Source organism: Candidatus Binatia bacterium (genome assembly GCA_036504975.1).
Taxonomy (GTDB): domain Bacteria; phylum Desulfobacterota; class Binatia; order UBA9968; family UBA9968; genus JAJPJQ01.
In genome coordinates this window covers 1-20761 of the sequence record DASXUF010000120.1, presented here as the reverse complement: position 1 = coordinate 20761, position 20761 = coordinate 1, and the positions used below count along the sequence as shown (strand labels likewise).

General features: G+C 60.4%; 20 protein-coding genes. 7 read left to right on the top strand and 13 right to left on the bottom strand.

Annotated features, from left to right (window positions below):
- The first annotated feature begins 239 nt into the window (after window positions 1-239).
- Both VGL70_16210 and VGL70_16205 read left to right on the top strand, forming a co-directional pair.
- Window positions 240-2384: an AsmA family protein gene (locus VGL70_16210; GenBank protein HEY3305070.1), complete on the top strand. Its 2145-nt coding sequence runs from the start codon at window positions 240-242 to the stop codon at window positions 2382-2384.
- Between the two features lie 288 nt (window positions 2385-2672).
- Window positions 2673-3032: a hypothetical protein gene (locus VGL70_16205; GenBank protein HEY3305069.1), complete on the top strand. Its 360-nt coding sequence runs from the start codon at window positions 2673-2675 to the stop codon at window positions 3030-3032.
- A 64-nt stretch (window positions 3033-3096) separates the two neighbouring features.
- Here VGL70_16205 and VGL70_16200 read toward each other — a convergent pair whose 3' ends face one another.
- On the bottom strand, window positions 3097-4401 hold the full coding sequence (locus VGL70_16200; GenBank protein HEY3305068.1) for an MFS transporter: 1305 nt from the start codon (window positions 4399-4401) through the stop codon (window positions 3097-3099).
- A gap of 300 nt (window positions 4402-4701) precedes the next feature.
- On the opposite strand from VGL70_16200, the gene VGL70_16195 reads away from it, so the two are divergent.
- Together VGL70_16195 and VGL70_16190 are read left to right on the top strand one after the other, a co-directional pair.
- A complete protein-coding gene (locus VGL70_16195) occupies window positions 4702-4947 on the top strand; it encodes a hypothetical protein (protein ID HEY3305067.1) in 246 nt (81 codons plus the stop codon).
- A 5-nt stretch (window positions 4948-4952) separates the two neighbouring features.
- Window positions 4953-5693 carry a Crp/Fnr family transcriptional regulator gene (locus VGL70_16190; protein ID HEY3305066.1) on the top strand — a complete coding sequence of 247 codons (741 nt, stop codon included), beginning with the start codon at window positions 4953-4955 and terminating at the stop codon, window positions 5691-5693.
- Between the two features lie 22 nt (window positions 5694-5715).
- On the opposite strand, the gene VGL70_16185 is transcribed toward VGL70_16190, so the two are convergent.
- Window positions 5716-6279 carry a hypothetical protein gene (locus VGL70_16185; protein HEY3305065.1) on the bottom strand — a complete coding sequence of 188 codons (564 nt, stop codon included), beginning with the start codon at window positions 6277-6279 and terminating at the stop codon, window positions 5716-5718.
- A gap of 273 nt (window positions 6280-6552) precedes the next feature.
- Between VGL70_16185 and VGL70_16180 the strand changes: the two genes are divergently transcribed.
- Window positions 6553-7737 carry an MFS transporter gene (locus VGL70_16180; protein HEY3305064.1) on the top strand — a complete coding sequence of 395 codons (1185 nt, stop codon included), beginning with the start codon at window positions 6553-6555 and terminating at the stop codon, window positions 7735-7737.
- A gap of 84 nt (window positions 7738-7821) precedes the next feature.
- Here VGL70_16180 and VGL70_16175 read toward each other — a convergent pair whose 3' ends face one another.
- The 11 genes from VGL70_16175 to VGL70_16125 form a co-directional block, all read right to left on the bottom strand.
- Window positions 7822-8307 (bottom strand): hypothetical protein, encoded by a 486-nt coding sequence (locus VGL70_16175; GenBank protein HEY3305063.1) that lies wholly within the window; start codon window positions 8305-8307, stop codon window positions 7822-7824.
- A 64-nt stretch (window positions 8308-8371) separates the two neighbouring features.
- Entirely contained in the window at window positions 8372-8794 is a 423-nt protein-coding gene (locus tag VGL70_16170; protein HEY3305062.1) for a low affinity iron permease family protein, read from the bottom strand.
- Window positions 8795-9259: 465 nt separating this feature from the next.
- On the bottom strand, window positions 9260-9910 hold the full coding sequence (locus VGL70_16165; GenBank protein HEY3305061.1) for a hypothetical protein: 651 nt from the start codon (window positions 9908-9910) through the stop codon (window positions 9260-9262).
- A 77-nt stretch (window positions 9911-9987) separates the two neighbouring features.
- Complete coding sequence (locus VGL70_16160) at window positions 9988-10614, bottom strand: Maf family protein (GenBank protein ID HEY3305060.1); 627 nt, start codon at window positions 10612-10614, stop codon at window positions 9988-9990.
- Window positions 10611-11831 (bottom strand): tRNA-dihydrouridine synthase, encoded by a 1221-nt coding sequence (locus tag VGL70_16155; GenBank protein HEY3305059.1) that lies wholly within the window; start codon window positions 11829-11831, stop codon window positions 10611-10613. Before VGL70_16155 ends, VGL70_16160 begins: the two co-directional genes overlap by 4 nt.
- Window positions 11832-11862: 31 nt before the next feature.
- A complete protein-coding gene (locus VGL70_16150; GenBank protein ID HEY3305058.1) occupies window positions 11863-12396 on the bottom strand; it encodes a hypothetical protein in 534 nt (177 codons plus the stop codon).
- A 26-nt stretch (window positions 12397-12422) separates the two neighbouring features.
- A complete protein-coding gene (locus tag VGL70_16145) occupies window positions 12423-13478 on the bottom strand; it encodes a hypothetical protein (GenBank protein ID HEY3305057.1) in 1056 nt (351 codons plus the stop codon).
- A 92-nt stretch (window positions 13479-13570) separates the two neighbouring features.
- A complete protein-coding gene (locus VGL70_16140) occupies window positions 13571-15481 on the bottom strand; it encodes an ATP-binding cassette domain-containing protein (GenBank protein HEY3305056.1) in 1911 nt (636 codons plus the stop codon).
- A 368-nt stretch (window positions 15482-15849) separates the two neighbouring features.
- Window positions 15850-18528, bottom strand: a complete 2679-nt coding sequence (gene polA, locus VGL70_16135; GenBank protein HEY3305055.1) for a DNA polymerase I — start codon at window positions 18526-18528, stop codon at window positions 15850-15852.
- 171 nt (window positions 18529-18699) lie between these two features.
- Entirely contained in the window at window positions 18700-19347 is a 648-nt protein-coding gene (locus VGL70_16130) for a hypothetical protein (protein ID HEY3305054.1), read from the bottom strand.
- 128 nt (window positions 19348-19475) lie between these two features.
- Window positions 19476-19790 carry an RNA-binding protein gene (locus VGL70_16125; protein HEY3305053.1) on the bottom strand — a complete coding sequence of 105 codons (315 nt, stop codon included), beginning with the start codon at window positions 19788-19790 and terminating at the stop codon, window positions 19476-19478.
- 325 nt (window positions 19791-20115) lie between these two features.
- On the opposite strand from VGL70_16125, the gene VGL70_16120 reads away from it, so the two are divergent.
- A complete protein-coding gene (locus VGL70_16120) occupies window positions 20116-20418 on the top strand; it encodes a hypothetical protein (GenBank protein ID HEY3305052.1) in 303 nt (100 codons plus the stop codon).
- A 25-nt stretch (window positions 20419-20443) separates the two neighbouring features.
- A complete protein-coding gene (locus VGL70_16115; protein HEY3305051.1) occupies window positions 20444-20713 on the top strand; it encodes a hypothetical protein in 270 nt (89 codons plus the stop codon).
- Window positions 20714-20761 lie beyond the last annotated feature (48 nt).

Genomic DNA, 20761 nt, shown 5'->3' with positions numbered 1-20761 from the left:
GACACCGGCGACATCTGCAGCGCGCCGTCCCGCTTGCGCGTAACCAGCACGCCGCGATGGTGCTGCGATAAAAATATCTGCGCTTCAGCTATGTCCATTCTCGTTCGTCCCCCTCTGCTCTTCGAAAGTGGCGATTGTATGCGAAGCGCTCGTGAGTGGCAAGAATAAACCCACGAAAAAATATCGGCAAAGCTGGAAACGAGAAATATTTCGGGCGATAATTACGGCAAGGAGACTCTATGCGAAAGTGGATCTTGATTCCCGGCGTGGTCCTGCTTGTTCTTATCGTGGTGCCGGCGCTCGCCCTCGTGAATCTCAATAGCCTGATCAATCGCAACAAAGATTATCTCCTCGCCCGCGCCGAGGAGGCGTTGGGGAGAAAAGTCGCGGTCGGCGAGATCGGCGTGACGCTGTGGGGCGGCATCGGCGTCCGCTTGAAGCAGTTCTCCCTGGCCGACGATCCGTCTTTTGCCGAGGAAAGCTTCGTGCGGGCGGCCGATCTCCAGGTCAACATGAAGCTCCTTCCGCTCCTCCGAAAAGAGCTCCAGGTGAGCAAGGTCATTTTGCACCGGCCCGTCATCAACGTGATCCGGGACGGGGAAGGACGGTTCAACTTCTCCACCATCGGCGGCCACGGAGAAAAAAAGGGAAAGGAAGCGAAAAAAGAAAAAGAGAAAAAAGAGCGCCGGGAAGAACGCGCGGCGGCGCCGCCGCTGCTCGTGTCGCTGGTCGATATCGACGACGGGGAGATCCGCTACCGGGATATCGGCCGGGGCGGCATCGATTTTCGCGCCACCCGTCTCGACTTCAAGATCAAGGACGCGAGCCTCCACCGTCCCATCGACGTCGAGCTGGAAGCCGCCGTCTTCGGCGCCGCCAAACAGAACCTCAAACTGAAGGGACGCGTGGGCCCCGTGGGACCGAAAGCCGATTTCAGCAACTTGCCCGTCGAGGGCAACCTGGATCTCGATTCGATCGCACTCGCCGATCTTGAGAAGATACTTGAAGGATTCGGCCACAAGCTTCCCAAAGGCCTCGCTCTCTCCGGCAGCGCCGGCGCCAAGAGCCGCTTCTCGGGCCGATTGGGCAAAGAAGTTTTCCCTGAGATCTACGGCACGCTGAGCTTGAACGGCGTCAGCGCGCGGCTGCCCGAGCCGGCGCAGCCGATCACGGACCTGAACGCCAAGGTCAGCTTTACTCGGAAAACCGCCGAGCTGCCGGAAACCGGCTTCCGCATCGGCGGCTCGCAAGTCCGACTCGCGGCGAAAGTCGCAAGCTTCGCGCCGCTCAACTTGAGCTACCGCGTCGCTTCACCCGAGCTCAACCTGGCCGATCTCAAAGGCAAGGCATCGGATCGGAAAAAACCGGAAGTCGTTAAGGATCTCAAAGGCGAAGGAACCGTGCTCGCGAAAGACGGCGCCGTCACCGCGCGCGCCATCTTTACCTCCGCAAGCGGGACGATCGCGGACGGCGACTACACGAACCTGAACACCGCGACGTCTTTGGCCGACAAAGTGGCGACGATCGAAAGCCTGAGCCTCGGCGCCTTCGGCGGCGCGCTCAAGGCCAAGGGCCGCTACGACATGCGCGAGACGACACCGCGCTTCGCCGCCGTCGCGAACGTCAAGGCGATGGACTTGACGCAAATTTTTCGCGCCTTCGTCCCGACCGCGCCGCAGAATCTTCGCGGGCTCATCGACATGGACCTCGATGTCACGGGCTCGGGCAAGGAATGGAGCGCGATCCAGAAAACGCTCAAGGGGCAGGGAAAAGCGGAGGTCGTCAACGGCGCGCTGCTGGACGTGAATCTGGCGGAGAGCGTGATGTCCAATATTCCCGGCGGGGTCAATATCGTCCCGGCCGACATCCGAAAGAAATATCCGGCGATCTTCAGCGCGAAAGACACCGAGTTCAAGCAGATGAAAGGATCGGCGGCCATCGCCGACGGCAAGGCCCACACCGAAGATCTCGTGGTCTCCGCCACCGAATTCGAGACGCAGGGAAAGGGTTGGTTCGCGTTCGACAGAAAGGTCGATTTTCGCGCGCTGCTGTTCTTTTCCCAGCAGCTATCCCAGGACATCATAAGCAAAGCCAGGGAGGCGAAGGGACTCGCGAACGAACAGGGACGGATCGAGATCCCTTTCACGCTTTCGGGCAAGCTTCCGGGCGCGAAGCCCAAACCCGACATGGGCTATATCGCGCGCGCGATGCAGAAAGGATTCATGGAGCGAGGCATGGAAAGCTTCACGCGCAAAAAGTCGGGCAAGCAGGGATCGGAGACCTCTTCCGCGGACGGCGAATCGTCTTCGGATTCGAAGCGCAAGAAAAAAAGGAGCCCACAGGAAGAAATTTTCCGCGGCCTCGAGCAACTGTTTGGGAAGTGAAGGCGAGACCTCAGGGCGCAAGCGTTCGGGCCGCGGCCGATAGAGTAGTACCATGAGTCGAACCTTTCTCCTCGGACGTCCGCGGCCCTCTCCCCTACGCCCCTCGGCCTCGCAGTGACAGCGCGCCATCAGGCCCTTCCGTCATTCCCGTGACAACGGGAATCCGGTAGGGGCGGGTTTCAAACCCGCCCCTACAAATTTCCAGGAATCCTGCCTCCGTTGCCGCCAAGGATCTCCGACGTAAACCCGCCGGCCTTCTCACGCGTCTAAGTATGCGAGGAGGCGAATATGCCATTATCAAAGAATATTATTCTCGGAAGTCTGGTTGCCGGCTCTTTACTCATATCGGGAGCGTCCTCGGTTGCATGGGGTCACGGTTGGCATGCGAGAGTTCCCGGCGAGATCCGCCGTGACTTCCGCGAAATCGAGAGAGATCGCCGCGAGCTGAACCGAAGCGAGCACGAGTTATTGTGGGATCTTCGCAGGGGCGCGAGCCGGAGAGAGATCGCCCGCGACCGCCGCGAGGTATGGCGCGACAGAAGAGAGCTGCGGGAATCCTACGCCGAGCTTCATCAGGACCGGCATAAGTACCCCTGGTGGCGGCCTTACGGTTGGCGGAATTGGTACCACCACTGGCACTGGTGGTAAGTTGACAAGCTTTGAGCTTTTGGTTTTGGAATCGAAAATCTAAAATCCAAAATCCAAAATTGTTTTAGCCCGTCGAACGGCTGGGAGCCGTCGCCGGTGTCTCCTTCAACGGAATCTCCTTGCCGATCTGAAACCGGCGGATGGCCGGAAACGCGGCCGCTATTCCGGCGACGATCGCCAAAGTCGCCAGCCCGCCGGTGAGCGCCGACATCTCGGCGCCGAGCCACGCCGCCACCAGGCCGGACTCGAGGTGGCCGAGATGCGGCCCGCCGGTCGTGAACATGCTGTTGATCGAAGACATCCGGCCGCGCAGCTCGTCGGGCGTGCTCAGTTGATTGGCCGTGCCCCGAAGAATCGCGCTGATCGTATCCCCCGCGCCGGCGCCGGCCAGGAGCAGAACCGAAAGCCAGAAGGTGCGCGAACCCGAGAAGAGGACCGTGCAGACGCCGAAGGCCGCGACGCCGCCGAAAATCCATCGGCCCGGCCGCCGCACGCCTCCGAACATGCTCATTCCGACGGCGGAGGAAAGCGAACCGGCGGCGCTCGCGGCGTAGAGCAGACCGAGTCCTTGCGGGCCGACCGCGAGAATATCCCGCGCATAGATCGGCAGCAGCGCTTTGGCCGAACCGAAGAACGTCGCGCCGAAATCCATCAGCATCAGCGGAAAGATGACCGCGTGGCCGGAGACGAATTTGAGTCCCTCGCGGAGCGAGTGCAGCGATACCGCGCCCCACCCTTTTCCTTCCGGCATCCGGGTTCGAATGAACGACAGCAAGACGGCCATGACGAGCCAGGAGAGCGCGTCGATCGCGTAGCAGGCCGCCGGTCCGAAAAAAGCTAAAACCAGTCCGGCCAGCGACGGCCCGGCGATGACGGAGACGTACCGCTGCGAGCTGCTGAGCGCCAGGGCTTTGGGCAACTGTTCCCGCGGCACGAGATTCGGCACCATCGCCTGCCGCGTGGGCGAGTCGAGCGACGTGAAAAGCGCCAACAGCATGGTCGCGACGTAGAGCACCATGGGAGAAGCCTTGCCCAAAACAGTCAGGAGCGTGAGCGTGCCGGAAACGACGAAGAGGCTCGTTTGCGTGCATATCATGAGCTTGCGGCGGTTGACCGCGTCGGCCAGCAGTCCGCCGACGAGCACCAGGGCGATTTGCGGAATCGCGCGCGCCAAGCCGAGAAGGCCTAACTGCAGCGGCGAATTGGTCAGCTCGTAAATCTGCCATGCTATGGCCACCTGAGTGAATTGCGTGCCCATGGTGGAGAGCAGCAATCCGGTCCAGAAGATACGGAAGTCGCGCTGGCGCAGCGGGGACAAAACCGCCGCGTCCGCGGCGCGCGAGTTTTTTTGTGAATCAGGCGTGGTCACGGTTGCGACATCGAGAGCATGGAATCAACCAAAAACCGGCGGCGCGCAGGCGGATCGCCCCCCGCCGCTCCGGTTCACCGATCGCATGAAGATTTTCCATCATACTGAGATGGCCGCGGATATCAACTCGCTCCCCGGGCGGCGCCGGTTCGAACGGCTATTTGTAAGCGATGAAATTCCCTCGTCGAAGCCGGTTCGCCGCCGCAGAAAAATACGCGCTCCGAATGTCGCCTATCTGACAGACGCACGAAATGGATTTGATATATGCGTCGATTACTTTCATCTTTGCGACGGCAACTCATGCGCCTACATCAGATACCCGATTGGACCCGCGTCGCGGAATCGCTCGGTCGCGGAAGCGTGCTGAAAAACGCCAAGAGTTCCACGCTGAGACACTTCATCATTCTTGAAGTCGAAGACCAGGGATCGAGTCAGCTCAGGCTGCTGGAAGTAGGGCCAGACATGTTTGAAAGAATTCTCGCCGCCTTGAAGACCCATGCCGGGCGCGCCATCGAAGAAATCGCGCAGATGGAGATCGGCGGTTGAAGCCCATGCAGACCGGACCGGATCAGACTCTCAAGGAGATCGACGCCAGGGCTTTGAGGCAGCTTAAGACCCTGGCTTCGTTTTCACTGCCGCAGCTCAGAAAGCTCGCCGGCAACCTGTCCATAAGACACTTGAAGAAGAACCAGATCATTTTCGATCAGGATGAGGAGGCGAAGCTGGTCTATCTGCTGATTTCTGGAGTCGTTCGCTGCTCGTATCTCACCAGCGATCAAAAACAAATCATCGTGAGCCTGATTTCGCCCGGCGAGTTTTTCGGCGTCGATGCGTTCGCGGCCAAGATGCGCTACCCGTTTCGCTGCGACGCGTTCGAAGCGTCCGTGATCGGCGCCATCAAGCCGGCGGCTCTGATCGAAGCTCTGATGGGAGTGTCCGCCGGCGTTTTTTTCCCATGGTACGGCGCCACGATGCATTCCGGGCGAATGATGTACGTTCATTGCATCAAGGGAATGGGGCTCGACGTCCGCAAGCGTCTGGCGCTCGAGCTCATGAACCTGGGAGAGCGCTTCGGCATCCCCGACGCCCGCGGCGTCGTCATCCTTCTCCGCATCAGCCACGAGGTCCTCGCCGGCCTGGTGGGAGCTTCGCGCCAGCAGGTCACCGGGCACTTGAACGAGCTCGACCGCGACAAGGCCATCGCCAGGGACGGCCGCCGCATCATCGTCAACATCAACAAGCTCCGCAAAATCGTCGAGGGCGAGCCCGGGACGGCCGCGCTACGCCCGTAACGGTGCCGCGGGTTTTATCGCTTCACGGGGCCGTCGTCGCTTTCATCGGCGGCGACACGGCGCCGGATTCCACGTCTTTGAGAAGCTCTGCGAGAAATGTCTTCGATGGAAATTCGAATAACAGCAGCGCCGCGGCGGCGGCGGACAGAATGAATTGGCTCGAGAAGTCGCGGCTCACGAGAGCCAAGGCGAACCCGTAAATGGCCACCGCTTCCGCCAGCGCGAAGGCGACGATCTTCCCCGTAACGTAGGAAGAGACGACGGCGGCCGCCAGCTCTTCTATCGGAGTTTTGTGCTCCTGCAGCGATTGAAGGATTTTGTACTGTTTCACTCCGCCGAGGATCGCCTGCTTGGTAAGAAAGCGCTTCTTCCACCAAACCAGCGTGGCCACGTCCACAAAGGCGAGCAGCCATAAAAAAATCGCCGACGCCTGCGCGATGAAGCTCTCCACCGCCGACTGCCGCTCCGCCAGGAACCTTTGCGATATCCAGAGATATAAAAAAATGCCGGCGAGAAAGACAAACCACAGCACGACGAGAATTTTATGCTGGCTCGCCAACGCCTCTCGATACACCGGTCGAATCATATTACGGCCGTTGTAACAGAAGAGTCGCCGCGTTTACCAGACGTAACAGCCCGCCTGAGGGTCTCTCGAAGGGCAGATGCGTGGGACGAGCTGCATCAAGCGTAATTCAGGATTTGTCGTAGCATTCTCGTGCCGCGTTACACAGAGGTATCGCATCGGCCCGGAGAGAGACTCGCGGGCGGGCGGGTGACCTTTTCGGCAGCCGGCTGGTTAATTGTTCGGCTTTCTCATATATGTGGAGAGCCGACGAAAAAGATTCTCTCCGCCGATCCGATGACGACACCCCGCTCCGATTCCATCTGGAAGCAAACGTTCGCTCTGTTGTGCCTGGTGCAGTTGCTGGGTTACGCGCACAACGCGCTGCTGACGCCGGCGATCCCGCTTTACGTGACCCACCTCGGCGGCTCGCCGTTCGTGGTCGGGCTGGTGCTCGCGGCTTTCGCCACTACCAGCGTGCTCCTTCGTCCGTTGATCGGTCATTCGGCCGATACCTGGTCCGAGACCGGCGTACTGGCGACGGGCTGTCTCCTTTTAGGCGCAAGTCTTCTTTTGTTCCTTATTCCCTTCGCCGAGGTCGTGATGGCCGCGAACGCGATGCGCGGCGTCGGCTGGGCGGCGCTCAACACCGGAGGATACGCGCTGCTGGCGCTGATCGCTCCCGTCATGAGGCGCGCCGAGTTCTCGGGTTACTACAGCGGCGTGCAGGCGAGCGCGAGCATTCTTTTTCCCGCCGTCTCGCTCTGGCTGATCGACGCCCCGTTCGGCGGCTTTCGCGTCGTGATGGCGCTGTCCGCCGCTCTCGCGGCGGCGGGCGGAATCACCAGCTTGCTTCTCGGCCGGCATGCGCTTTCCGGCGCCGACAAAGCGGCGCCGAGCAAACCGAGCGCCGCGCCGTGGAATCCCTTCACTCTCATGGAGAGAGAAGTCTTGCTGCCGTCCGCGCTGCTTTTCTGCCTGAATCTCAGCTATCCCGCGGTCAGCGCCTTCCTGGTGCTTTACGCCCGGACGATCGGCATCGATAACGTCGCGTGGTATTTCGTGGCGAGCGGCTCCACGAGCCTGCTGGCGCGTCCTCTTCTCGGCCGCGTCGGCGACCAGATCGGCGCCGGCCCTTCGATCGCGGCCGGTTTCATCCTTGAGTTGCTCGCCCTTTTGCTTTTGTCCGTCGCCTCGGGTCTCGGGCTCGTGCTCGTTTCCGGAATTCTTTTCTCTCTCGGCAACGCGATAGGCTCGTCGATGACCTTGGCGCTGGCCATCCAGCGGGCAAACCCCGAGCGGCGCGGCCGTGCGATGGCGTCGTTTTCGATCGCCTACCCGCTCGCCTCCGGCGCCGGCGCGTTATGGACGGGCAGCGCCGTGGAGATCGCCGGTTATTTCTGGATGTATCTCATGGGCGCCGGGCTGGCAACGATGGGATTGCTGGTTACGTTGGTGAACTGGCCTAATCTTAAAAAGTAAAAAAGCATGCCCTGAGCAAGGTCGAAGGGGCAAAAGGTAAAAATCGGATGAAGAGATATCGTTCTTTTCTTAACTTTTTCCTTTTTACTTCTGACTTTTGACTTTATCGAGCTCTTGTTGAATATCGTTTCTCTTTTGCTGGCTTTGTAATTCCTCGATCTGCTGTTGGCGCTGAAGCTCCTGCGCCTGGCGCTCGCGCCGCAGCCGGTCCAGATCGCGCTGGATCTGGTTGAGCCGCCGTTCGTGCTCGAGCCGCTTTAGCTGCTCCTCGTTTTGAAATTGGTTGAGCTGGTGCTGGAGGCGGCTTGCGTCCGGCTGCTGTTGAAGTTGGTCCGACGGCCGGTTCCGAGTTTGATCGATCTGCTGCTGAAGCTGATTGATTTCCTGCTGGCTCCGGAGTTGATGGATCTGTTGGTTGCGCCGCATCTCGTCCAGTTGCTGCTGCTGGCGGAACTGATTCTGGCGCAGCTGGATGTCGGCGAACGGATCGACCTGGGCCGGCGCCGGGACGGCGCCCAGCAGCGAAGACAGTCCCAAAGCGGCCATTGTCGGCAAACTCAACTTACTCACGGTTACACCTTATCACAGTTTTGCAATATTCACCCGCGCGACGACCGCGGGGACACTTCCGGACTCATTTGCTCTTTTTCGCCTTGTTCGCTTGGCCGTTCTCGAGCATCACATCCAAATCCTCTCTGGCCAGGGCCGCGAGCTTCTTGTAATTGGCTCTCAGACGCTCGATCGATTCCTCGTCGAGCTCTTCGAGATCGAGCAGCGCGTTGTGCGCGCCCTTCAGCGTGCGGATCAATTCGTCCAGCTTTACCTGCATCGCGCCGGTGTCGCGGTTTTGCGTGTTCTGAATGACGAAGACCATGAGAAAGGTGACGATGGTCGTCCCGGTGTTGATCACCAATTGCCACGTATCGCTGAAGCCGAAGATCGGACCGGTGATGGCCCAGAGGACGATAACGGCCACGGCAAGGATGAACGCCGACGGATGACCGCTGGCGTGCGCCCACCATTTGGCGAACCTGGTAAACCATGAGCTCAGTTCCATAGATTTGCTCCTTTCCGACTCGATTCATGATGGCATTTAGATCGGAGCGAGAAAAGATCCCGGGGTAGGCATGACAAAGCACGTGAGGCGACTCAGGAAAAAACCTGAGCTGAAACGTCTGCGCCGGCCTATAATCTTAAAAGGCGCATGCGAAACCGGAGTAGATGACAGAGGAGGAATTCGCGATGAAAAAACCGCTCTTTCTTTTGTCGGCGGCCGGGGGCTTGGGGCAATGGGGCTGGAGCGGCGCATTCTGAGGAGAGCGGGCGGCCGGCGGAGCCCTCGGCGCGGGCGCCGCCTATGAATACAACAACAAGCGATAGATGGATCGGCTGGAAAACGATTACAGATCCGGCCGCATAAACCGGGAAGAATACGAGGAACGCAAACAGCAGATCGAGCGCGGATCGATCATCTACTGAAACTCTGCAATCGATTCGGCGCGGGTCTGCTCCCGGACCCTTCTTATACGTTGCCCTTATTGGCGGCGGCCGCCGTGCAGGCCCTGAGGGCCTGCGAGAGACGCGCATCCGTCGGATGGTGAATATCGCCGGCGTATTTCAGCGCCGCGAACGCTTCCAACAACTCGACCCAGATCCGGCAGTCCCACTTGAGCGCGCTCCAGTACTTCATCCCGTTCGAATCCGCCTCGAGCTCTTTTTCCACCGAGTAGGCGCGGAACTGCACGTCCGCCGGAAGTCCCAGGTCCGCCCCCGTGAAGCCGCGTTCTTGACCGGTCGCGTTGAGCGCGCTCTCGGAGCGCTGCGCATGGCCGGACAGCTCGTGCGCGATCTCGTGCGCCAGGGTTTGCCGTAGCTGCCAGCGATAACCCGCATGACTTGCCGCGCGCTTCGCCAGTTCATAGCTGACATAAATGCGGCGGCCGCCATTCGTCAATCCGAAGATGTCTTTGCGGGGAAAATCGGACAGCAAAAAGCGATAAAGGGAAGCAGCGTCTTTATCCTGGGTCACTTGCAAGATGCGAAACGCCTCGTCCCTCACCATACGTTCGAGCCGGTCGTCGGAAACGGTGGGGATGCGGGCTGAGGAGCAGGCGAAAAAAACCAGCGCGAAAAGAACCGGCATTAAAGCGAAGAATAGGTTCCGCTCTCTCAACGTTTGATGGCTCCGGATAAAAATTGGTGGAAAAGTAACACATATTGGATTCGGAGAGCAAGCCCAAAAAAACGACGCTAGAAACTGCGCCAGTTGAGGAACGATTTATCGGAGTAGAGCCGCTCGACGTCCACCGGAAGAGCTATGCCCCGGCTTTTTAAATAGCCCGCGATGGGCCGCAACGGCAGACCCACGGCGGCGAGGTAATCCCCGTCGATCGAATCGATGAGCGCGCGCCCGCGCCCCTGGATCGAGTACGCTCCCGCCTTGTCGAGAGATTCGCCGGCGGCGAGATAGCGCTCGATCTCAGCCGCGGAATAGTCGCGCATCTTTACGGTAACTTTTTCCACTCCCCGGAGACCCGGACCGCCCAGGCCGTCGAGGATCGCCACGCTGGTGAAGATACGATGCGTTTTGCCGGAAAGAGAATGGAGCATTGCTTTGGCGTCGTCGATCCCCCCGGGTTTGCCGATTTTTTTACCGTCGATGAGAATCATCGTGTCGCTGCCGACGACGATGCTTTCCGGATGACGGCGAGCGACGGATTGTGCCTTGCCGACCGCGAAGTCCAGGACCTCGTCCTCGACGGGACGCTCCGGCAGCACGCGCTCGTCATAGGACGGCGCAATCGCTTCGAAAGGAACGCCGAGCAACGCGAGGATCTCCCGGCGGCGGGGCGAGGCGGAGGCGAGGATCAATCTCATGCGGTAGAGAAACGCCGTGCTCGCCCTTCGATCTTGCTCAGGGCCGCGAGCTCGTCGAACGGTGTTTCGTGGTCGTGTTCGTGGAAGAGTAAGTCTCCGGCCGGAAGAGACCGAGCGACCGATCTCTCGTAGTTCGTAAGATACTCCGCGACCTCGCCGACGTTGTTCACCCGCACCAGCCGGGTGCGCAGCTCCGCCGCGTTGGGAAAGCCGCGGCAGTACCAGGCCAAATGCTTGCGCATGCCGACAAAGGCCGGAATCCCCCAGTGCTTCTCGAACAGCTTGGCGTGTTCCAGCATGACCTTGAACCGTTCTTCCCGGCCGACGGCGACATCATGAATACGCGATGCGTCGTTCGACCCGAGCGCCTCTTTGACTCGCTCCTTGGCTTTGAAGATCCACGGATCGCCTTGTGCGCCGCGCCCGATAAGAACCCCATCCACGCCGGTCGCGCGCACGCGTCGATAAACGTCGCGCATGTTTTGCAGGTCGCCGTTGCCGAGAATCAACGTTCCCGAATTCCGCGCCCGCTCGACGGCGCGCCCGATCGCTTCCCAGTCGGCGTTTCCCTTGTACATTTGCTTGAGCGTCCGGCCATGGAGCGAGATGACCGCCGGCTGCTGTCCAAGCAAAGCTTGAATCCACTCTTCGATGACGACGTCGTCGTACCCCAGCCGCGTCTTGACGGACAAAGGAATAGAACGCCGTGCGGGGTAAGTATCGAGCCCGGTCCGCAGCCGGTTTGACCGCTCGATGCCGCGGAGCAATTCGAGGTCGAGCTTGAGTTCGTCCAGCTTTTGGCCTTCGCACCAGTGCCGGATGCCTCGAGCGGCGCTGCGAATAATATCTCCGGCCAGCTCCGGCACGAGGATGAGCGCCGCGCCGCTGCCCTTGGCCGCGACCTTTTTCGCCGGGCAGCCCATGTTGATGTCCAGGCCGTCGAAGCCAAGCGCACAAACGATCTGCGCCACCTTATAGAACATTTCCGGCGTGTGGCCGTAAATCTGCGCGACGACCGGCCGCTCGATCTCGGAATAGGTCAGGTCTCTGATGAGCGTGTGCGGCGCGTAAAAGGCGGTCTCGACGTTGACGAATTCGGTGAAGATGACGTCGGGCCGGCCGTGCTTGGCCGCGATGACGCGAAAACACGCATCGGTCACTCCGTCCATGGGCGAGAGGCCGATGATCGGCTTTTCTATATCTTGCCAGAAATTCATGATCTGATTGTCGCGCCTGATGAAAATTTCTTCAAGGGTTGTGGAAATTGAACTCGTTGTGCTGGATGGTGTTGATGAAAAAAAACGCCGGAGGACGGCCTGCGTTTTCCGCCAGCTCGAGCACGCGGGAAACCGCCCGGCTTCTGCGAATGAAATCTCGATAACCGATTTTCTCGTACTCTTTTCTTTCCGGAAGACTGTCAGCATAGATGATCGCGGCGCGACCGGCGATCAGGCTTTGCGGCAGGCTCCGCGCCGGCGGAAGGCCCTGGCCCGCGTTGTTGCCGATGAGGACGTAATCCACGGAGTCGCCCACCTCTTCCAGCGCGCTCGCGATCGCCGGCAACCAAACCTCGTCCCAGTTTCGCATCTCGCCTTTCGCCAGTTCCGCCGTCAGTAGAGCCGGGTAGCCTTCGGCTGCCTGGTAGCGCCCAGTGCGCCGAATCAAGCGCGTCCACGGGAGCGGCGGCTCTGTGACGAAATGGCCGACCGTGACTTCGTTGTCCAGAATCAGGGCGACGAACTGATTCTTCGAAAGTTGGGAAAGTTCCGCGTGCAGAGTCATCCTAATAAACTTTGCGTCTGTAAAATCTAACGCGGCGGCAGCGGACCGTGTTCGGCCATTTTCTTATAAAGACCGATGGTCTCCGCGTCGCGCGGCAGCTCGCGGATGGAGGCTTCGACTTCTTCGCCCGTCAGGGGCGACGGCTCGCCGGCCATGAGCTTCTTGAACTCTTCGTGGAAGGCCGGGTCTTTGAACGCCTTGTTAAAAGATTCGCGCAGCGTCTTCACGATTTCCGGCGACGTATTCGGCGGCAGGACATAGGGCCAGCGGGGATAGAGAAACGCGCGGTAGAGATTGACCAACTGCCGCTCCCGGTCGTTTTTGGCGAACGTGTCCACGTCCGGGACCTTGAAGCGAGGGTGGAATTTTCCCTTGGGTATCGTGATGGTCGCGTGGATGTTGAACTCTCCTTTGGCCAGAGCGTCGGCGTTCCGGCGCACGACGGTATCGGCGCTGTTGGCGCGGGCGTCCACCTCGCCGCGCGCGAGGGCGACGTCGAGCTCGGGCCCGCCGAAGCCGAGAACCATCCTGGGCTCTTTGAGACCGAGCAGATAGGTGAATATCCGGCCGCTGATGTAGATCGCATGGCCGACGGTCTGCGCCCCCAGCCGGACTCCGGTCGCGGCGCGGAGTTTTTCCAGCGTGTCGAATCCGGCTTCTTTCCGGCTTAAAAAAACGTAGGGATCGCCGTGCTCGGTGGATCCCAGGTAAATCAATCGATCGATGTTGTAATTTGCCCCCGGCAGGCCGAGGATCGGCCCGGCGGCGAGGCCGGAGCCGACGGCGATGATCGAAAGCCCGTCGGGTTTCGCGCTCGAGTAGGCGTGGTTCACCGCCTTCATGCCGGCGGCGCCGGGCATGTTCTCGATGATGATCGTCGGGTTTCCCGGAATATGTTTTTTCAGCGACGGAATCAAAGCCCTGGCCTGCATATCGCCCGTGCCGCCCGGCTCGCCGCCGCGGACGATCGTGATCGTCTTGCCTTGAAAGTACGGGGTTTGAGAAAAGGCGAAGCCGGGAAAAAACAGGATACCCCCCACGAGCGAAACAACGACGAACGCCGACCTAACGGTATATGGCATGATCGGAGCCTCCCTTTCAATTTTTGTCGGCACGCGATGCACCAAGCCGTTTATACAACAATTTCTCCCGTGCTGTCACCCAAGGTTCATGGTCATTCGTTCGCCGCGCTCGCTTTTGACTCCAACGATTCCCAACGCGCATAACCCGCTTCGAGCTCCTGCGTCACCGCTTCCAGGCGCTCCACGGCGGCGGCGATCTTGTCGCGCGGCCGGCGGTGGAACTCGGCGTCGCTCAGAAGGGCGTGCAACTCGGCCTGCTCCGTCTCCAACGATTCGATCTTTCCGGGCAGCGCTTCCAGCTCCCGCTGTTCTTTGTAAGAGAGCTTGCGCCGACTATCTTGACGCTGCGGGCGGGAAACGGCCGGCTGCGCGGCGACGACGCGCTTCGGCGGCTCGGGCCGCTCGGCGGCGGCGCGATCCCGGTAACGCGCCCAGTCCTCGTAGCCGCCGACGTACTCGCCGATCTTTCCTTCGCCCTCGAAAACCAAGGTGCTCGTCACGACGTTGTCGAGAAAGGTCCGGTCGTGGCTCACCAGGAGCAACGTTCCTTTGTACTCGGCGAGCAGGTCTTCGAGCAGCTCGAGCGTATCGACGTCGAGATCGTTGGTCGGCTCGTCGAGCACCATCATATTCACCGAGCGGGTGAAAATCTTCGCCAGCAGCAAGCGGTTGCGCTCGCCGCCGGAAAGCGCCTTCACCGGCGAGTCGATGCGCCCGGGCGGAAACAGAAAATCTTTCAAATAACCGATGACGTGGCGCGAGCGGCCCCTGACCGTGACGTAGTCGGACTCGCTCATGTTCTCGCGCACCGTCTTTTCCGGTTCGAGGCGCCTGCGATGCTGGTCGAAGTAGGCGACCTGGAGGCGCGTGCCGCGCACCACCTGGCCGCTTGTCGGCGCGATCTCGCCGAGGATCAATTTCAGCAGCGTGCTCTTGCCGGAGCCGTTCGGGCCGATGATGCCGACGCGGTCGCCGCGGAGAATGGCCGTGGAGAGATCGCGAACGATAAGATTATCGTCGTAAGCGCAGCTCACTCGGCGCAAATCGACGACGAGCTTGCCGGACAAATCGCCGGCATCGATGCCGAAGCGGGCCTTGCCCTGCGCCTCGAGGCGGCGGCCGCGCTCGCGCCGCATCGCCTGCAACGCCCGCACCCGTCCTTCGTTGCGCGTCCGCCGCGCCTTGATGCCGCGGCGAATCCACGCTTCTTCTTCCGCGAGCTTTTTGTCGAACTTGGCGGCGGCGCGCGCCTCGATCTCCAGGAATTCGTCTTTTTTGCGCAGATAGTTCTCAAAATCGCCGGGGAAAGAAGTCAACCGGCCGCGGTCGAGATCGACGATGCGGCTCGCGAGACGCTTTACCAATGTTCGATCGTGCGTGATGAAGATCAACGCGCCGCGATAGGCGAGCAAATATTTTTCCAGCCAGGTGATCGCGCTGATGTCGAGATGGTTGGTCGGCTCGTCCAGCAGCAGAAGATCGGGCTCGCGCACGAGCGCGCGGGCGAGCATCGCCTGTCGCCTGATCCCGCCGGAGCAGTCGGCGAGGCGTTTGTCGGCGGGCAAATTCAAGCGGGTTAAAACGGTCTCGACCTTCTGATTGATGTTCCAGCCGTCCAGCGCGTCGATCCGGGCATGCAGCTCGGCGAGACGCGCGAGCGAAGATCGCTCCGCGGCGCGGGCTTCGTGCGCCGCCTGATGATACTCCGCCAGCAGCGCGCCCAACTCGCCCGATCCGGAGGCGACGACCTGAAACACGGTCTGATCGGCGTCCGGCGGCACCTCCTGCTCGAGATGGCCGACGCTCAACGTCTCCCGGCGCCACACCTCGCCGCCATCGGGAATCGCCGCTCCGCTGATCAGGCGCAGCAAGGTCGATTTGCCCGCGCCGTTGCGCCCGACGAGACACACACGTTCGCCCTCTTCGATCTGAAAATCGACGTTCCTCAACAAAGGCAGATGGCCGTAAGCCAAAGAAACGTTGTCAAAGCGCAATAATTGCATTTCGTATTCCGATGCTTTTCCTTACACAGAGTAACAAACCTGAGCGGCTTGCACGGGGGTTTCTCGGAGGGCCGATGCGCGGGGGCGATATGCCTCAAGCGTACTGCAAAACTTTCTGTTAGAACACTCGTGCCGCGTAGTAGAGCCCTATCGCATCGGCCCGGAGAGAAACTCGCGGGCGAGCCGCTCGCACACTATGGCTGTCCGGGAGGTTCTCGCAGGATCGATGCGTGGGACGAGGTTCGTCAAGCGTACTTGATAAATCTGTATTAGAACACTCGTGCCGCGTTCAACAGACGTATCGCATCGATCCGGAGAGAAACTCACGGGCGGTCTGATGATGGTACAGGACGTTTTCACCGGTCTGCTTACGCGTGAGCGTCGGCCCAATTACTTCCAATGTGGATATCGACCGCCAGACCGCAGCGAAGCTCCGCGGCGCCGACCATCTCTTTTTCGATCAGCGCGCGAGCTTGCGCCAAGTTTTCCTCCGGTACTTCGAAGACCAGCTCGTCGTGCACGGTGAGCAACATCTTGGCGACCGGATGTTTGCCGAGCGCGGCGTCCACGCCGATCATGGCCTTCTTGATGATATCGGCGGCGCTGCCTTGGATCGGCGTATTGAGCGCCATGCGCTCGCCCAGCGCCCGCAAGCGGAAATTTGCCGACTGCAGCTCCGGCAGGTAGCGGCGGCGGCCGAACATGGTCGTGGTGAAGCCGTCGATCTTGGCTTTCTCGACCTGCGCGGCGAGAAACTCCCTCACCTTGGGAAACTGGGCGTAGTAAGTCTCGATGAAGCTCGCCGCCTCGTCCATCTCGACGCCGAGCCGCTGCGAGACGCCGTAAGCGGACATGCCGTAGGCGATGCCGTAGGAGAACTGCTTCACCTGGCTGCGCATCTCCGGCGTCACGTCGGCGAGCGCGACGCCGTAGACTTTGGCGCCGATGGTCGCGTGGAAATCGTGGCCTTCGGCGAAAGCGCGGCAAAACGTCTCGTCCTCGCAGAGATGCGCGAGCACCCGCAGCTCGATCTGCGAGTAGTCGGCCGAGAGCAGAACGTGGCCGGGAGGCGCGATGAACGCGCGCCGAATGCGCCGGCCCATCTCGCCGCGAATCGGAATGTTTTGCAGGTTCGGGGCGTTCGACGCCAGACGGCCGGTCGCGGCCTTGGTTTGCTCGTAAGTCGTGTGGATCCGGTTGGTCTTGGAGTCGATCAGCTCGAGCAGCATCTCGGTAAAACCGTTCTTGAGCTTCGACACCTCCCGGTATTCGAGCAGCGCGGCGACGATCGGATGCGCGCCCGCGAGCTTCTCCAACTCGGCGGCGTCGGTGGAATAGCCGGTCTTGATCTTCTTGGTTTTCGGCAGCGCGAGCTTCTCGAAGAGAATGCGCTGGAGCTGCGGCTGGGAGTTCACGTTGAAATCCTCTTCGGCGAGCTGCTGGACCGAGCGCTCCAGCGCCGTCATTTTTTCGCCGAAGTCGGCGTCCAGCTTTTCCAGATAGCCGCGGTCGATGAGAATCCCGGTATGCTCCATGCGCGCGAGCACCTCGACCAGGGGAAACTCCAGCGTCGCGGCCAGCTCCCAGCTCCCTTGCGCGCGCAGATTCTCTTCGAGAACCGGGGCGACGGTGTGGACCGCGACCGCTTCGCGGGCGACGCGCCGTTTGTCGTCCGCGCCGAAATCGAGACTCGCCTGCCCGCCTGCCTGCGGCTCGGAGTCGCCGTCCTCGAGCGAAACGCCGAGATACCGGCCGACCGTGTCTTTGACCGTGTATCCGGAAGCGGCGCCGGGTTCGAGCAGGTACGCGGCGATCTTCGTGTCGCAGTAGAGTCCCTGGACCTGGACTCCCGCGTTCAGCGCCGAGCGATAGAGCGATTTGGCGTCGTGGGCGATCTTCCGCCGATTCGGATCCTCGAGACAGGCAGCAAGCCGTCGCACGCCATTCGCGAGAGGCAGAACGCGCGCTTCGCCCGGCGCGTCGCAAACCGCCAGCCAGTTCTCGCTCCAGGAGAGTGCGGTGGTCGCTCCTTGGCGAAGTTCAGCTTCCGAGGCCAGATCGGCGACCGACTTGAGTTCGAGCGCCGGCGTCGCCGCCGCCGCGGCGTGGAGCTTCAGTTCTTTCAATCGCTCGTGCAACGTGCGGAACTCTAGCGACGTGAAGAGATTGCGAACCTTGTCTTCATCCCAGGGTTGGAGCGAAATGGCCGCCGGGTCGATCTCCAGCGGCACGTCGTCGAGCAAGCGGCCAAGCTCTTTGTTGATCCGCACCTGATCGGCGTGCGCCTTCAGCGCGTCGCGGAGTTTCGGCGTGAGCTCGTCGGCGTGCGCGATCACCTGCTCGACGTCGCCGTATTTATTGATGAGCTGCGCGGCGGTCTTGTCGCCGACGCCGGGAACGCCGGGCAGATTGTCCGACGCCTCGCCCTTGAGCGCGACGAAGTCGATCCATTTTTCCGGCGCGACGCCGTAGCGCTCAACAACCGTCGGCGCGTCGTAGCGGATGACGTCGGAAATTCCGCGCCGGGTCATGATGACCGAGACGTCCTCGCGGACGAGTTGAAGGATATCGCGGTCGCCGGTGACGATGACTGTCTCGCACCGTTCCGCGCCGCAATGCTTGGCCAGCGTCGCGAGCAGATCGTCGGCTTCGTAGCCCGAGAGCTCGAACATCGGAATCTTGAGCGCCTCCAGAACCTCGCGGATCAGCGGGAGCTGCTGGCGGAATTTATCCGGCGTCTCGGCCCGCCCGGCTTTGTATTCGGCGTAGCGGTCGAGCCTGAACTGCGGCGCTCCCTTGTCGAAACAAACGATGACCGCGTTGGGCCGCTCGTCGGCGAACAGCTTGATGAGCATCGCGGTGAAGCCATAGACCGCGTTGGTGACCTGGCCGGACGAAGTCACGAGCGTGTCGGGCAAGGCGAAGAAGGCGCGGTACGCGAGCGAGTGGCCGTCGAGCAACAGCACCTTGCGCCGGTCTCTTTTTTCGGCCGGCGGCGAGATGCGTGCGGATTTTCCCCCGCGGCTGTTTTTACTTTTCCCGTTCACGATTTTAGTCTACCCGTTGGTTCCGGCTCCGGCAAACTACTTAAGGCGTTCTCGTAAAAGCCGCCTGTTCGAAGAGCCCGCGCATCCGACACTGGGGGTTGGAATAAGCACTTGCCTATTGCGCGGGCTCGGAGAGCAGGTGGTGGCTTTCCACCTGCGAAAAAAGGTCGACTAGATCCTTTTCCACGGATTGATCCCCAGCTCCCTGTGCTTCGCGTAGAGCATGACGAGATAGATCAGGTCGAAAATAAAAATCGCCACGTAGAGAAAGTCGAGCAGCACGGAAGAGGGAAAGCGGAGATAAAACAGTATCGACGGCAGCAGCGTGCCCAGCATCTTGAACAGGGCTATATAAATGGATTGACCGCTCACGTCTCCCCGCCGGAACAGCATCGAAATGAACAGAACGGACATCATGAGGTTTTGTCCGAACGCGGCGTACTTGCCGTCCCAATTTTTGAACTCGATCGTGACGGCCAGGATGGCGAAGAAGCTTAAAACCAGGACCAGAAAAAATGCCGGATAAAAATATTCCGCCGGCAGGGCCCGGGCGGCGGCAGCCTTGCCGAAGCGGAGGGCTTGATAGACGATGACGAGATCGAACGCGAACCAGACGACGTTGACGTAGTTCTGCGGCGGCTCGTGGTGGTAGATGAACGAAAATATAAATTCCCAGCAAATATTGGCCGCGAGGGCGGCGATCGGCATGCCGTAGGTGCGGTCGCGAAATCCGAGCCTGATGATGAGGATATAGGCCAGCGTCCACAATACTCCGGACCCGATCTGCAAGCTCCAGCTTAACTCCGGCGAAACCGCCATGCCGCGAACGACCTACCGCTCCTTTTCTATAATGAATCGGCGGTGAAAAACAAAAGATGCGCGTCCGCCGATAAAAAAGGGGGCGACCCGGCCGGGCGCCCCCTTTTTGTTTTCTTAGCGAAAGAAAACTACCAGCGGTTTTTTTGGCCGCCGTTGCGCTGTCCGTTGCGCTCCCCGCCGCCGTCCCGCCGCTCCTGCGGCTTGGCCTCGTTGACGACCAGCGTGCGGCTGCCGAGTTGGCTGCCGTTCAGCGCGTCGATCGCTTTCTGGGCTTCGTCACCGGAGCCCATCTCGACGAAGCCGAAGCCCCGCGATTGTCCGGTGAACTTATCCGAGATCACCCGGGCGGATTGCACCGTGCCGTGCGCCTCGAAGATTTCCTGCAGTTGCCCTTCCGTCGTGGAATAAGGCAACCCGCCAACGTACAATTTATTATTACTCATGTTCTCCTCCTATGAGAGATGTTGATGTCTGTCGCCTGGAAGCTAACTACCGATCGGAGAGAACATGGGGAACTTGAAGAATGAAACCACGCTCTGGCCGGATTATCCTTTAGGTATCGTTTCCGAAGGAGAGACTGTTGAGGCCTTCGCTTTGTCTATTCCTCATTCAGAAGGCCCTTTACTGAAGTAGGAATTCTACCTTACACGATGCGGAGGCCCTTGTCTACGGCCTGTCAAAATATTTTTTTCCGCCCCACAGCCACACTTTACACGCTTAGGGTGAATTCCCTTTTGACAGGAAAGGCTCATCCGACCACAATGGAGCATGGATTTCATAAAAATGGACGACCCGCGGCTCGATGAAAGCTTTTCGTTTCTCTTTTCCTTCAAAAAGGGCGACCTCGTCGAATGGAAAGACGAGCCTTCGCTGAAAGGGGAAGTTACGGACGGCGTGTTCGTGGGAGAGCTGCCCGCTCACGCGGGCGACGAAGTGTACCAAAAAGGCCGGACCTTATACCAGGTCAGGCTGGACGAGGACGAATCCACTATCGCGGCTGAGACCGAAATCGAAAAAGCCGAGCGACCGAAATACGCCGGACGGACCGGCGGACAAGGTTTGGAATCTTGACGGCAGCGGGCCATGAGGCGGCGCGATGGAAATATTTATTAAGGTCGCTCCCCGGCACTATGATTTATTGCGGAGCCGCATTCCCGGCACATCCCCCGCCCATGAAGCCCTTGCCAAGGCGACGCCGATCGAGCATTCCGTCGGCGGCGTCGAGTTCGAAGGCTACACCATCCCCTGCGACAGCGGGCAGGCGCGCACCCTCTTAGCCGCCGCAAGACAATGCTGCCCCGAGATCACACGGGACATCGAGAAAGCGATCTCGCGCGGGCGAACGGATCACGAGAACGCGCCCTGATTATTTCTCCCAGAGCCGCTCGAGAATCTCTTTTTGCTTGTCGCTGAG